Origin of the sequence: Ochrobactrum sp. BTU2 (assembly GCF_024539785.1) — a bacterium.
Taxonomy (GTDB): Bacteria; Pseudomonadota; Alphaproteobacteria; order Rhizobiales; family Rhizobiaceae; genus Brucella; species Brucella anthropi.
In genome coordinates, this window is the sequence record NZ_JAHWRG010000008.1 from 37,789 (window position 1) to 51,063 (window position 13,275).

Here is a 13,275-nt window from a genome sequence, read left to right on the forward strand (position 1 = left end):
CAGTGATCGCATCAGATCGAACTTTCATCGGCAATCCGGTTGGGCAGTCGTGACGTCTCGCGTCCGCCCAAGGGCGTTTTCGCCACCAAATCAGGCTTCTCACTATGACAATGACCTTCTGCACTTTGACATCAGATCGTTTCCGCGGCGAAGCCCAGCTCGCTTATGCAACCGCGCAGGGGGAGCCCGCTCGTGAAATCGCTTAAAAGCTGGATCATTGCGATCGTCGTCATTGCCGGTGTCGCCGGCGCCTATTACGCCCTGCGCATTTACGACCCATCCGGTCTGCCGGCCGGAATAGCCGGCGGAAACGGCCGCATCGAAGCGACCGAAATCGACATTTCCACCAAGACCGCGGGACGCATCAAGGAGATCCTGGTCGATGAAGGCGCGTTCGTGACGGCCGGCCAGGTCCTCGCCGTCATGGATACGCAACAGCTTGAAGCGCAGCGAAAGCAGGCCGAAGCGTCACTGCAGCGCGCCGCCATCAGCATCGATACCGCCCGAAGCCTTCTGTCCCAGCGTGAAGCGGAACGTGAGGCTGCCGCCGCGGTGATCGGCCAGCGGGAAGCCGAACAGGATGCCGCGGAACGCAAACTTGCGCGCACCGAGCAATTGATCCGCACCAACACGACATCGCAGCAGACGTTTGACGACGACCGCGCGTCCGCACAGAGAGCCCGTGCCGCCGTCGCGGCCTCAAAGGCGTCCCTTTCCGCTTCAGAGGCAGCAATCGGCGCCGCCAAGGCCCAGATCGTCGATGCCGAGGCGTCCGTCGTGGCCGCCCAGGCTGCTATTGAAAGCATTGTTGCCGATATCAACGACAGCACGCTGAGATCACCCCGTGAAGGGCGCGTGCAATACCGCGTAGCCCAGCCGGGTGAAGTGCTGTCGGCTGGAGGTCGGGTCCTCAACATCGTCGATCTGAGCGATGTCTATATGACCTTCTTCCTGCCCACCGAGCAGGCGGGCCGCATTCCTTTAGGATCGGATGTGCGTCTGGTTCTCGATGCCGCGCCCCAATATGTCATCCCAGCCAAAGCGAGTTTCGTGGCGGACGTCGCGCAGTTCACGCCAAAAACCGTCGAGACCGAGGAAGAGCGCCAGAAGCTGATGTTCCGCATCAGGGCGAAGATCGCGCCTGAACTGCTGCGCGAGCATATCCAATACGTCAAGACAGGGCTTCCCGGCATGGCCTATGTCCGCATCGCGCAGGATGCCGAATGGCCCGCTCATCTTAACGAGGCGCTGGTGAAATGAGCGGTTCGTTGCCAAGAGAGCAAAATGCGCGAGAGCCCGCTCCTGCGGTTGTGAAGATCGCGGATGTTAGTCTGTCCTATGGCAAGACGCCCGCGCTCGACGCGATCTCTCTCGATATTCCCGCCGGGATCATGGTCGGATTGATCGGTCCCGACGGTGTGGGAAAATCCAGCCTGCTCAGCCTGGTTGCCGGCGCTCATAAGGTTCAGGACGGCCATATCGAAGTCCTGGGCGGCGACATCGCTGACAAGAAGCACCGAGACCGGATCTGCCCGCAGATCGCTTACATGCCGCAGGGGCTCGGCAAGAATCTCTACCCGACGTTATCGGTATTCGAGAACATCGAGTTTTTTGCGCGTCTGTTCGGCCAGGACAAGCGTGAGCGCGAGCAACGCATCGACGATTTGCTCAAGCGCACGGGCCTCGCCCCCTTTCCTGATCGACCGGCCGGCAAACTGTCCGGCGGCATGAAGCAGAAGGTCGGGCTTTGCTGCGCTCTGATCCATGACCCCGATCTGCTCATCCTCGACGAGCCGACCACCGGTGTCGACCCGTTGTCGCGCCGCCAGTTCTGGGAATTGATCGACGATATCCGCCGCGACCGCCCGTCGATGAGCGTGATCGTTGCGACCGCCTATATGGAAGAGGCGCAACGCTTCGACTGGCTGGTCGCCATGGACGGCGGTAGGATTCTCGCCACAGGCACGCCGTACGAACTGCTCGCCCGCACGGAAACGGCGAACCTCGATGCGGCTTTCGTCGCTCTTTTGCCGGAAGAAAAGCGGCGCGGCCACCATGAAGTCGCCATTCCGCCCCGGCCAGCCGGCGGAGAGACGGAATTCGCCATCGAGGCCGAGCACCTTACCATGCGTTTCGGCGACTTTACAGCCGTCGATAATGTCAGCTTCCAGATTCCACGCGGCGAGATTTTCGGCTTTCTCGGCTCGAATGGCTGCGGCAAGACCACGACCATGAAAATGCTGACAGGTCTTCTGCCGGCGAGCGAGGGAACGGCTAAGCTGTTCGGCCACGAGGTGGATCCCAACGATATCGAGGTACGCCGCCGGGTGGGCTATATGAGCCAGGCCTTCTCGCTCTATACCGAGCTTACGGTTCGCCAGAATCTGGATCTGCACGCACGCCTGTTCAATCTGCCGCTCAAAGAGATTCCAGCGCGCATCGAGGAGATGGCGGAGCGCTTCGATCTTGCCGGCATCATGGATTCTCTGCCCGACGCACTGCCGCTCGGAATTCGGCAGCGGCTGTCGCTCGCTGTCGCCATGATCCATGCGCCCGACATTCTGATCCTCGATGAGCCGACCTCCGGCGTCGACCCCGTGGCGCGCGACGGCTTCTGGCAAATCCTGTCCGACCTGTCGCGCAAGGACGGCGTCACCATCTTCGTATCGACCCACTTCATGAACGAGGCCGAGCTTTGCGACCGCATTTCCCTCATGCACGCCGGCAAGGTGCTCGTCAGCGATACGCCGCGCGGCATTATCGAGAAGCGTTTCTGCGAGACGCTGGAGGAAGCCTTCATTTCCTATCTCGAAGAGGCCATCGGCGAACAGGCTTCACCTGCGTCCGCCCCACTCACGCAGCGTGAAGAGGCGGATGAAGCCGCTGCGCCCCCGCCGGCTTCATCCGCCAACTCCGTCTTCAATCTTCGCCGGATGTTCGCCTATACGCAGCGCGAGTCGCTCGAACTGCGGCGCGATCCTATTCGCGCGACGCTGGCGATCCTCGGCAGCGTCATTCTGATGTTCGTCATTGGTTTTGGCATCAATATGGACGTGGAGAACCTTTCCTTCGCGGTGCTCGATCGCGACGACACGACGATCAGCCGCGACTACACGCTTCAGATCGCCGGATCGCGCTATTTTACAGAGAAAGCGCCGATCACGGATTACAACGACCTCGACCGTCGGATGCGCAAGGGTGAACTCAGTCTGGCGCTGGAGATCCCGCCCGGTTTCGGGCGCGATGTCGCGCGCGGCAGGAAAGTCGAGATCGGCGCCTGGATCGACGGCGCGATGCCGGCGCGCGCCGAGACGGTGCGCGGCTATGTGCAGGGGATGCACCAAACCTGGCTTACGCAGAAGGCGCGCGAACTCTATGGGGACGCGGCGACCGTCGGGGATTTCCAGGTCGCTCTTCGATACCGCTACAATCCGAGCGTGGAAAGCCTGAAGGCCATGGTGCCGGCGGTCATCCCGCTGCTGCTGATGATGATACCCGCCATGCTGGCCGTGCTGAGCGTCGTGCGTGAGAAGGAACTTGGATCGATCATCAACTTCTATGTGACGCCCGTGACGCGGCTCGAATTCCTGCTCGGCAAGCAACTGCCCTACATTGCGCTCGCCATGCTGAACTTCTTCATGCTGACGGGGTTCGCGGTCTTCATATTCAGGGTGCCGCTGACCGGCAGTTTTCTGACATTGACCGCTGCCGCACTTCTCTACGTCACGGCGGCGACCGGGCTTGGCCTGCTGATCTCCACCTTCATGAACAGCCAGATCGCCGCGATCTTTGGCACAGCGCTCATCACGCTCATTCCGGCCGTCCAGTATTCCGGCATGATCGATCCGGTCTCCTCGCTGCAGGGTGCGGGCGCCTTTATCGGCCAGGTTTATCCAACGACCTATTTCGTGACGATCGCGCGCGGAACGTTCTCGAAAGCGCTCGAATTCAAGGATCTGGCCGCCTCCTTCATTCCCCTGCTGATCGCTGTTCCGGTTCTGCTCGGAAGCGGAGTGGCGCTCCTCAAGAAACAGGCGGGCTAACCCATGCGCTTGGCGAATATCGCTCAGCTCGGCGTCAAGGAACTGCGCGGCCTCGCCCGCGATCCGATGCTTGTGATCCTGATCCTCTATGCCTTCACCCTGTCGATCTACACGGCGTCGACGGCCATGCCGGAGACGCTCAACAAGGCTGCCATCGCCATCGTCGACGAAGATCAGTCGCCCGTCTCCTCCCGCATCCTGACGGCCTTCTATCCACCCTATTTCTCCATTCCGACTCTCATCTCGCCGCACGAGATGGACAAGCGCATGGATGCAGGCATCGACACCTTCGCGCTCGACATTCCGCCAAACTTTCAGCGCGACTTGCTCGCCGGGCGGTCGCCGACGATCCAGCTCAATGTCGATGCGACCCGCATGTCCCAGGCGTTCAGCGGCGGGGGGTATATCCAGTCGATCGTCACCAGCGAGGTCAGCGAATACCTCAATCGCTACAGAGGCGGAACGGAGGTTCCCGTCGACCTCGCATTGCGCGCACGGTTCAATCAGGAACTTGACAAAGGCTGGTTCGGTGCCATCAACAACGTGATTTCGTCGATCACCATGCTATCGATCATCCTGACCGGCGCCGCTCTTATTCGTGAACGCGAACACGGAACGATCGAACATTTGCTCGTGATGCCTGTCACGCCGGTCGAGATCATGCTGAGCAAGATCTGGTCGATGGGGCTGATCGTGCTTATCGCATCGGCGATCGCCATCATATTCGTTGTGCAAGGCGTCCTCAAAGTCCCAACCCAGGGCTCGGTAACGCTGTTCCTGACCGGTGCAGCTTTGCACCTGTTCGCCACGACGTGCATGGGCATATTTCTCGCAACGGTCGCTGGGTCCATGCCGCAGTTCGGCCTGTTGCTGATGCTCGTCCTGCTGCCGTTGCAGGTCCTGTCAGGCGGCGTCACGCCCCGCGAGAGCATGCCTCAGGTCATCCAGGACGTCATGCTGGCCGCGCCGAACACACATTTCGTCATCCTCGCCCAGTCGATCCTGTTTCGCGGGGCGGGCCTCGATGTGGTGTGGCCGCAGTTGCTGGCGCTCGTTTTGATCGGGGCGGCACTGTTCGTATTCGCGCTGCGCCGCTTCCGAAGCTTCCTACGATAGGAGCGGGTACTCTGCAGTGGACCGAACCGCTCGATCGAAGGGTAACAACTATAAATCCGTATCAGGAGATAATGACCATGCAAGAACTGATGAAAGCTGCGGTCGTTCATGAATTTGGGAAACCGCTGACCATCGAAAGCGTCCCGATTCCAGTGCCGGGCCCCGGGGAACTGCTGGTTAAGGTCATGGCGTGCGGCGTCTGCCACACGGACCTGCATGCTGCTTCCGGCGACTGGCCGGTCAAGCCATCGCCGCCCTTCATTCCCGGCCACGAAGTCGCCGGCACGGTTGCTACCATCGGCCCGGGCGTCACGGATTTTGAGATCGGCGATGCCGTCGGCATCGCATGGCTCCACGATGCGTGTATGCGTTGCGAACACTGCGAAACGGGCTGGGAGACGCTCTGCGAACATCAGCACAATACCGGCTACAGCTGCGACGGAGGCTTTGCGGAATACGTGATCGCCAACGCCGCATTCGCGGCAAGATTGCCTGACAACGTTGATTTCAAAGCGGTCGCGCCCATTCTGTGCGCCGGGGTCACGACATACAAGGGGCTCAAGGAAACCGAAGTGCGCCCCGGCCAGTGTGTGGCGATCTCGGGCATCGGCGGGCTGGGACAGGTTGCGATCCAGTATGCGAAAGCCATGGGGTTGAAGGTCGTTGCGCTCGACGTGTCGCCTGAAAAGCTCGCTTTGGCCAGGCAAACCGGCGCCGACCTGGCTCTTGATGCGCGGTCATCCGACGCGGTCGCCGAGGCCGTTCAGACAACAGGCGGCGGAGCCCATGGCGTGCTCGTCACGGCCGTATCGCCGCCAGCGTTCTCACAGGCACTCCAGCTCGTTCGGCGAAAAGGTACGGTCGCCCTGGTGGGATTGCCCCCCGGTGAATTCGCGACCCCCATCTTCGACGTCGTGTTGAAGCGGATAACAGTGCGTGGCTCAATCGTCGGCACGCGCCGGGATCTCGACGAGGCCATCGCCTTTTTTGCCGAAGGCAAGGTCAAGGCGCATGTCACCGCTGCGCCCCTCGAAGACATCAACCGGATATTCGATGACCTGAAGGCCGGCCGTATCGAAGGCAGGATGGTTCTTGATATGGCCGTGACGACGGCCTGACCGCACTCGATGCCGGGCCTAAAGGAGGCGAGTATGATTACGTCTGACATCATGACGCGCGATGTTGCCACGATCAGTGTGGATGCTCACGTGCGTCATGCCATTTCCCGGATGCTGGAGCGAGGTGTCAGCGGTCTGCCGGTGACGGATGGTGATGGCAACCTTGTCGGGATCATTACGGAAGGCGATCTGATGTCCCGCAGGGAGATCGGAACGACCTTGCTCGACAGGCAGGACCATCCGATGACTGATGAACAGGATCTCGCAAACTACATTCATTCCAACAGCTGGCGCGTCGCCGACGTCATGACAGCGAAGGTCAGGACCGTGGAACCTGGCACGCCGTTGACCAAGTTGGCGCAAGCGATGCTCACCCTCAACGTCAAACGGCTTCCCGTGATCTCGAATGGTGCGGTTGTGGGTATCGTCAGTCGCCGCGATCTCCTGAGGGCAACATCCTTTTCCGGAATCGAACAGATTGCGCGGGGAGATGAAGGCATCAGGGTTGCAGCGTCGGCGCGCATCCGCAACGACCTCGGCTTCGGCCCTGAGCTACTTCAGGTCGATGTCAATGAGGGGACGGTGACGGTTGTGGGAGCGGACTTGACGGAACTTCAGCTGCGCGCTGTGCAATGCGTCGTGGAGGGAATTCCGGGTGCGAGTTTTTCCCAGTAAGCGGCCTGAGGTACCGAGGTCGTTGCTTACCGGCACCTGGAAACGGCGCGCGGTAGTCCGCACCGACTAAGAAATATCTCAAGAAAACGAGGCGTGCCCGAACACACCCGCAGGGTCTGTTCTACTGGATTGGGCGGCGAAAGCTTACACTAAACGCACCAGGGGCTCCCAGCAGAAAGGCAAGATCGCACCAAATCGATCTTGATGGTCATCAGTTGTTGACTCCCTGTGATCAATCAGCCTAATAATTGGCCAATTGTTCCATCGCCAGCCGTCAAAGCGCGATGATGCCTCTCGTTGTATGACGATACTTGCAGCGGAGCGCGCGAAATTCATTGCAGATTTCGGTATTTCCGTGGAGGGGGTAAATGAGCATTGACACAGACGCATCCAAGGAAGGCAGCTTCCGGTTTCCGACAGCCTTCACCATCCTGTTCGGCCTGATCGTTCTGGTCGCGGCGCTGACATGGATCATTCCAGCCGGTCAGTATACGCGCGTCCAGAACGCTGCCTTGAACAAAGAGGTTCCCGTTGCGGGAACGTATGCTGCCACCGAGTCGGCGCCCCAGGGAATCGTTGAGGTCTTCATGGCGCCGATCCGCGGGTTCTACGATCCCGCTGCCGGCACGGCAAATGCCATCGACGTCGCTCTCTTCGTCCTGGTGATCGGTGGATTCATTGGGGTCGTGACCGCCACCGGCGCCATCAACGCCGGTATCGAGCGAGCCATGAGGGGTCTGAAGGGCCGCGAGAAATGGATGATCCCATTCCTGATGGCGTTGTTCGCCTTTGGCGGCACGACCTACGGCATGGCCGAGGAGACACTCGCGTTTTATATGCTTCTGATCCCGATCATGATCGCGGCGCGCTATGATGCAGTAACCGCCGTTGCCATCATCCTGCTGGGAGCGGGCGTCGGCGTTCTCGGCTCGACCGTCAATGCGTTCGCCACTGTCATCGCTTCGGATGCCGCAGGCGTGCCGTTCACCCAAGGGCTCGTGCTGCGTATCGTCATCCTTGGCCTTAGCTGGCTTGCCTGCGTTGCCTATGTAATGCGCTATGCGGAAAGGGTGCGGCTCGATCCCACCAGATCGCTGGTCTACGACATGAAGGCTGACAACGAGAGACATTTCCTCAGCACGCATCATGATGGAGCCGAGTTCACCACGACCCACAAGCTGGTGCTTGCCCTCTTTGCTCTCACCTTTGTCGTGATGGTGTGGGGAGTGCTCAAGGGCGGCTGGTGGATGGGCGAAATGAGTGGCCTGTTTCTCGCGTCCGCCATTGTGGTCGGCCTCATAGCCCGAACGGGTGAGAAGAATTTCACGGATGCCTTCGTCAATGGCGCGCGCGACCTTCTCGGTGTCGCCCTGATCATCGGTCTGGCGCGCGGCATCGTTGTCATCATGGATGCAGGCAAGATCACCGACACCATCCTGCACTGGGCCGAAGGCTCTGTCGCTGGCCTGGGCAAGGTCGCCTTTATCAACGTGATGTACTGGCTTCAGGTACTGATGTCATTCTTCGTGCCCTCTTCATCGGGTCTTGCGGTTCTGTCCATGCCGATCATGGCACCGGTCGCGGACTTCGCCGGCGTCGGCCGCGACCACGTCGTTACCGCTTACCAGTCCGCCAACGGCCTGGTGAATCTCATCAACCCGACCTTCGCGGTCGTCATGGGAGCGCTCGCCATCGGCCGCGTGCCCTACGAGCGGTGGTTGCGCTTCATGTGGCCTCTGCTGGTGATCCTCACCGTCATCATCCTGGCGAGCCTCAGCGTCGCCACCGTCATCGCATAAAGGAGATTTCCAATGGCCCTCACCTATGGCGTTCACTCGGAGGTCGGAAAGCTTCGACGTGTTCTGGTCCACCGGCCTGGCGCAGCACTGGCCCGCCTGACCCCTTCCAATTGCCATGAACTGCTTTTTGACGACGTCATCTGGGTCAAGCAGGCTCGCGTCGAGCACCTGACATTCGTCGACGCCATGCGCCATCGCGGTGTCGAAGTTGTCTTCCTTCGGGAGATGCTGGCGGAAACGCTGCAGATCCCAGAGGCGCGCCAATGGCTCCTTGAACGACGTGTCACGGACGACACCGTAGGCGTTGGTTTTGCCGACGATCTGAGGGCGCATCTGATGGAAATCGAGGCGGACGCACTTTCGCTTATCCTGATGGGCGGCCTGAGCAAGGCGGAGTTGCCGATCGAGAGCGGCGGCCTGCTCTCGGAGACCTTGCGCCCGGAGGACTTCATCCTGCCGCCGCTACCTAATCACCTGTTCACACGCGACACGACCTGCTGGATTTATGGCGGCGTCACGCTCAATCCGATGCGCTGGAATGCGCGCAAGCTCGAAACCGTCAATATCGCTGCCATTTACCGCTTCCATCCGGATTTCCGCGATGCCGGCTTCCCGGTCTGGTGGGGCGATCCCGACAAGGACCACGGCCTCGCCACGCTGGAGGGCGGCGACGTCATGCCGGTCGGCAAGGGAACCGTTCTCATCGGCATGGGCGAGCGCACGACACCACAGGCGGTCGGTCAGCTTGCGCGCTCCCTGTTTGCGCAGGGCGGAGCGGAAAGGGTGATCGCCTGCAAACTGCCGATCGAGCGAGCGTCCATGCACCTCGATACCGTCTTCAGCTTCTGCGACCGCGATCTCGTGACGCTCTTTGCGGACGTGGCGCACAAGATCGAACCCTATTCCATCCGCCCGGGCGAGAGCGAAGGTACGCTCGACGTGCGCAAGGAAGAGCGGCCGCTTGTCGAGGTCGCCGCCGAGGTGCTGGGGCTGAAGCAGTTGCGCGTGGTCGAGACGGGTGGCGACGCTTATGTGGCCGAGCGCGAGCAATGGGATGATGGCAACAACGTCGTGGCGCTCGAACCTGGCGTCGTCGTCGCCTACGACCGCAATACCTATACCAACACGCAACTACGCAAGGCGGGCGTCGAAGTGATCACCGTACCGGGCGCCGAACTCGGCCGGGGACGTGGCGGCGGTCATTGCATGACCTGCCCGCTCGTCCGCGATCCAGTTTGAAGGAGGTCTGTCATGCCCGTGAACCTGAAAGGTCGCAGCGTCCTGAAACTGCTCGACTTCACGCCCGATGAGATCCGATTCCTGCTCAAACTGTCAGCCTCGCTCAAGCAGGCGAAATATGGCGGCTACGAAGAGCAGCGCCTCAAAGGCAAGAACATCGCGCTGATCTTCGAGAAGGATTCGACGCGTACGCGAACCGGCTTCGAGGTGGCCGCTTATGACCAGGGTGCCCATGTCACCTATCTCGGCCCGACCGGCACCCAAATCGGCAAGAAGGAGTCGATGAAGGACACTGCACGGGTCCTCGGTCGCATGTATGACGGCATCGAATATCGCGGCTTCGGGCAGGAACAGGCCGAAACGCTGGCGGCCTATGCCGGCGTCCCGGTCTATAACGGACTGACCGACGAGTTTCACCCAACGCAGATTCTCGCTGATTTCCTGACCATGCGGGAATACACACGCAAACACCTGTCGCAGATCAGTTTTTCCTTCCTTGGTGATGCCGGAAACAATATGGGTAACTCGCTGCTGGCGGGTGCGGCGCAGATCGGCATGGATGTGCGCCTTGGCGCACCAAAGGCCTGCTGGCCCGAGGACGATCTGGTGCTGTCGTGCCGGGAGATCGCAGCCAGGACCGGCGCCAAGATCACCCTCACCGAAGACCCCGCCGAAGCCGTCAACGGCTGCGATTTCGTCTACACCGATGTCTGGGTGTCCATGGGCGAACCGGATTCGGTCTGGAAAGAGCGCATCGAACTGCTCACACCCTATCGCGTCACCGCCGAGATCATGGCGGCGACTGGCAATCCGCATGCGAAGTTCATGCACTGCCTGCCCGCCTTCCACAATCGCGAGACCGAGATCGGCGAAAAGATCTTCCGGCAATACGGCATCGACAGCATGGAGGTGACGGAAGAGGTCTTTGAATCGGAAGCCTCCATCGTCTTCGACCAGGCCGAAAACCGGATGCACACGATCAAGGCCTTGCTTGTCGCCACGCTGGGGTCCTGACATGAGGATAGTGGTAGCACTGGGAGGCAACGCGCTGCTCAAGCGCGGCGAGCCGATGACCGCCGACGTCCAACGCGCAAATGTTCACAAGGCGGCGATCGCGCTCGCGGATCTGGCGCGAGATCACGATATTATCGTCGCGCACGGAAACGGGCCACAGGTCGGACTTCTGGCGCTCCAGGCGGCGGCATTTGCGGATGTCGATCCTTATCCTCTCGATATTCTCGGGGCGGAAAGCGTCGGCATGATAGGCTATCTCGTCGAGCAGGAGTTGACCAATGCCATGCCTGCGGGATCGAGGATCGCGACACTGCTGACCCAGATCGAGGTGAACCGGGACGATCCAGCCTTCGCAGGGCCGGAAAAACCGATAGGGCCGGTCTATAATCAGGAAGAGGCGGCCAAGGCGAAGAAGGCGCATGGCTGGCCGATGGTGGAGGAAGCGCAAGGACGATGGCGGCGGGTCGTGCCCTCCCCGCTACCCGCGCGCATCACTCAGATCGAGACGATCCGGCTGCTCGTGGACGCCGGCGTCACGGTCATATGCGCCGGCGGCGGCGGCATCCCCGTGGCGCGTGACGAGAATGGCATGCTTCATGGCCTTGAGGCCGTCATAGACAAGGACAGAGCGGCCGGGTTGCTCGCCAATGCGCTCGGCGCTGACGCTTTCCTGATGCTCACCGACGTGGATGCCGTCTACCAGGGCTGGGGCACAGCGGTGTCGCGACCGATCAGGAAAGCTGCGCCCGCCGAATTGGACAGCGGTGTTTTTGCTGCCGGATCCATGCGGCCAAAAGTGGAGGCGGCGTGCGCCTTTGCAAACACGGGCGGGCTCGCGGGTATTGGCCGGCTTGAAGATGCGCGTGGGATTCTCGAGGGGCGCCAGGGCACATTGGTCAAGCTGTAGACGAGGGGTTTTTCAGACAAGCGCCCAACCAATTTTCAGGGGAGGTTTTGGCAGGTTCTCCGTCGCTCATAAAAAGGTGTTTGAACTCAGGTGCTGACGCATAGGTCGCGAGGAGAAGTAAGGTGTCGAACACTGGACAAACGGTAATCGGATTGGACCAGGCGGTTGCGCTGGTGGTGCCGCGGGAAATGCGGGACGCTTTGTTCATTGCCGCCGCTCATGCCTGGAACACCGGCGAAGTCACGTTCGATCATGAGCTCGCCAAGGCTGTCGATGCCGTGGCGGACGTTCTTGCCCTCTCGCGCGACGAAGTTGTCGAACTGATGATAGAGGAATGGCTGCACGCCTCGGAGGGTTTCGTTTTGATCGAGGACAGGCCGAGCAAGACTTTCCGGCCTTCGCGCATTCGTGCTGGTGCGCAGGCTCCCATTCCTGCACACCAGCCGATTGATGGTGAAGGGCGAGCTGTTCGCGGACTGTAGCTGAGGAAGATTATGAAGCACCGCCATCCGAAGCATATCATTTTCGCAACGGATTTCTCGGCCCAATGTGATCGGGCACAGGTTCGCGCCATTCAGTTGGCTCTTCAGTGACAGGCCCGGCTGACTGTGATCCATGTCATCGAAAGCGACGATGGGGCTCTCGAACAGCCGGAAACGCAGTCCCTTCCCCGCGCCGTTGCGCACAGCTCCACCCTCCTGCGTGAGGAGCTTTCGGCTATTGAGGGGCTCAACAGTGCGGTCGTCGTGAGACGAGGTCGTCCCATTGTCGAGATTAACGAAATAGCTTTATGGGACAAGACTGATCTGATTGTCACGGGTATATCGCGAAACGAAGTTGACGGTCGGTCGTTGCTGGGGAGCACGACGACGTCACTTCTACGGGAGAGCGGACTGCCTGTGCTTGTGGTGAAAAAGAAGCCAGACGACACACGCGACCGTATTGTCGCCGCAATCGACCTGTCGCCTGCAGCGTCGGGAGTGTTCGAAACGGCTGTCAGGTTCTTTCAACCCGAAAGCCTCGTTGTTTTCCATGCGTTCGAGCCACCGTTCAAAAACTGGGTTGGCGACAAGGAAGCCTACAGCCGGCAGTTCTCGAAAGATGCCGTCAAGCAGGCCAGAATACTATCCAACCAATTTACCCAACGAGGTGGAGTTTGTGACATTCAAATCGTCACGCTCGAGGGCGATCCTGCGCGGCAGCTGGCCGTATATGTCGATGAGAACGACATTGATCTGGTCGTGGCCGGGACAGATGGGAGGCATGCCATCATGAACTTGTTTGTTGAGAGTGTCGCAGGGCAAATTCTTCATGAAGTTCAGTGCGATATCCTGATAGTTCCAAGTCATGCGCAAAACTGAAAC

11 protein-coding genes are annotated in these 13,275 nt (G+C 60.4%); all 11 read left to right on the forward strand.

From position 1 onward, the window contains the following. The first annotated feature begins 165 nt into the window (after positions 1 to 165). The 11 genes from KWJ32_RS20950 to KWJ32_RS21000 all read left to right on the forward strand — a co-directional run bounded on the left by KWJ32_RS20950 (position 166) and on the right by KWJ32_RS21000 (position 13,272). A complete protein-coding gene (locus KWJ32_RS20950) occupies positions 166 to 1,260 on the forward strand; it encodes an HlyD family efflux transporter periplasmic adaptor subunit (protein WP_151610436.1) in 1,095 nt (364 codons plus the stop codon). Beyond that, a complete protein-coding gene (gene rbbA / locus KWJ32_RS20955; protein WP_151610437.1) occupies positions 1,257 to 4,043 on the forward strand; it encodes a ribosome-associated ATPase/putative transporter RbbA in 2,787 nt (928 codons plus the stop codon). Before KWJ32_RS20950 ends, rbbA begins: the two co-directional genes overlap by 4 nt. A gap of 3 nt (positions 4,044 to 4,046) precedes the next feature. Continuing rightward, the gene (locus KWJ32_RS20960; protein WP_151610438.1) at positions 4,047 to 5,159 is read left to right on the forward strand and encodes an ABC transporter permease; all 1,113 of its coding nucleotides are present in this window, start codon (positions 4,047 to 4,049) and stop codon (positions 5,157 to 5,159) included. Between the two features lie 71 nt (positions 5,160 to 5,230). Then, on the forward strand, positions 5,231 to 6,277 hold the full coding sequence (gene adhP / locus KWJ32_RS20965) for an alcohol dehydrogenase AdhP (protein ID WP_151610439.1): 1,047 nt from the start codon (positions 5,231 to 5,233) through the stop codon (positions 6,275 to 6,277). 33 nt (positions 6,278 to 6,310) lie between these two features. Further along, positions 6,311 to 6,952 (forward strand): CBS domain-containing protein, encoded by a 642-nt coding sequence (locus KWJ32_RS20970; protein ID WP_192799861.1) that lies wholly within the window; start codon positions 6,311 to 6,313, stop codon positions 6,950 to 6,952. Positions 6,953 to 7,320: 368 nt separating this feature from the next. Then, positions 7,321 to 8,751 (forward strand): YfcC family protein, encoded by a 1,431-nt coding sequence (locus KWJ32_RS20975; protein ID WP_151610441.1) that lies wholly within the window; start codon positions 7,321 to 7,323, stop codon positions 8,749 to 8,751. Positions 8,752 to 8,763: 12 nt separating this feature from the next. Continuing rightward, a complete protein-coding gene (arcA, locus tag KWJ32_RS20980; protein WP_151610442.1) occupies positions 8,764 to 9,990 on the forward strand; it encodes an arginine deiminase in 1,227 nt (408 codons plus the stop codon). A gap of 12 nt (positions 9,991 to 10,002) precedes the next feature. Beyond that, positions 10,003 to 11,004, forward strand: a complete 1,002-nt coding sequence (gene argF, locus KWJ32_RS20985; protein WP_151610443.1) for an ornithine carbamoyltransferase — start codon at positions 10,003 to 10,005, stop codon at positions 11,002 to 11,004. A gap of 1 nt (position 11,005) precedes the next feature. After that, positions 11,006 to 11,911 (forward strand): carbamate kinase, encoded by a 906-nt coding sequence (gene arcC / locus KWJ32_RS20990; RefSeq protein ID WP_112585273.1) that lies wholly within the window; start codon positions 11,006 to 11,008, stop codon positions 11,909 to 11,911. 122 nt (positions 11,912 to 12,033) lie between these two features. Next, positions 12,034 to 12,393, forward strand: coding sequence for a hypothetical protein (locus KWJ32_RS20995; protein WP_077548366.1), 360 nt, complete (start codon positions 12,034 to 12,036; stop codon positions 12,391 to 12,393). Between the two features lie 120 nt (positions 12,394 to 12,513). Next, positions 12,514 to 13,272: a universal stress protein gene (locus KWJ32_RS21000; protein WP_275982718.1), complete on the forward strand. Its 759-nt coding sequence runs from the start codon at positions 12,514 to 12,516 to the stop codon at positions 13,270 to 13,272. Positions 13,273 to 13,275 lie beyond the last annotated feature (3 nt).

Excerpts from the sequence above, each read along its gene's own strand:
- KWJ32_RS20950 (WP_151610436.1), top strand. The coding sequence starts at position 166 with ATGCAACCGCGCAGGGGGAGCCCGCTCGTGAAATCGCTTAAAAGCTGG.
- rbbA (WP_151610437.1), top strand. The coding sequence starts at position 1,257 with ATGAGCGGTTCGTTGCCAAGAGAGCAAAATGCGCGAGAGCCCGCTCCT.
- KWJ32_RS20960 (WP_151610438.1), top strand. The coding sequence starts at position 4,047 with ATGCGCTTGGCGAATATCGCTCAGCTCGGCGTCAAGGAACTGCGCGGC.
- adhP (WP_151610439.1), top strand. The coding sequence starts at position 5,231 with ATGACCATGCAAGAACTGATGAAAGCTGCGGTCGTTCATGAATTTGGG.
- KWJ32_RS20970 (WP_192799861.1), top strand. The coding sequence starts at position 6,311 with ATGATTACGTCTGACATCATGACGCGCGATGTTGCCACGATCAGTGTG.
- KWJ32_RS20975 (WP_151610441.1), top strand. The coding sequence starts at position 7,321 with ATGAGCATTGACACAGACGCATCCAAGGAAGGCAGCTTCCGGTTTCCG.
- arcA (WP_151610442.1), top strand. The coding sequence starts at position 8,764 with ATGGCCCTCACCTATGGCGTTCACTCGGAGGTCGGAAAGCTTCGACGT.
- argF (WP_151610443.1), top strand. The coding sequence starts at position 10,003 with ATGCCCGTGAACCTGAAAGGTCGCAGCGTCCTGAAACTGCTCGACTTC.
- arcC (WP_112585273.1), top strand. The coding sequence starts at position 11,006 with ATGAGGATAGTGGTAGCACTGGGAGGCAACGCGCTGCTCAAGCGCGGC.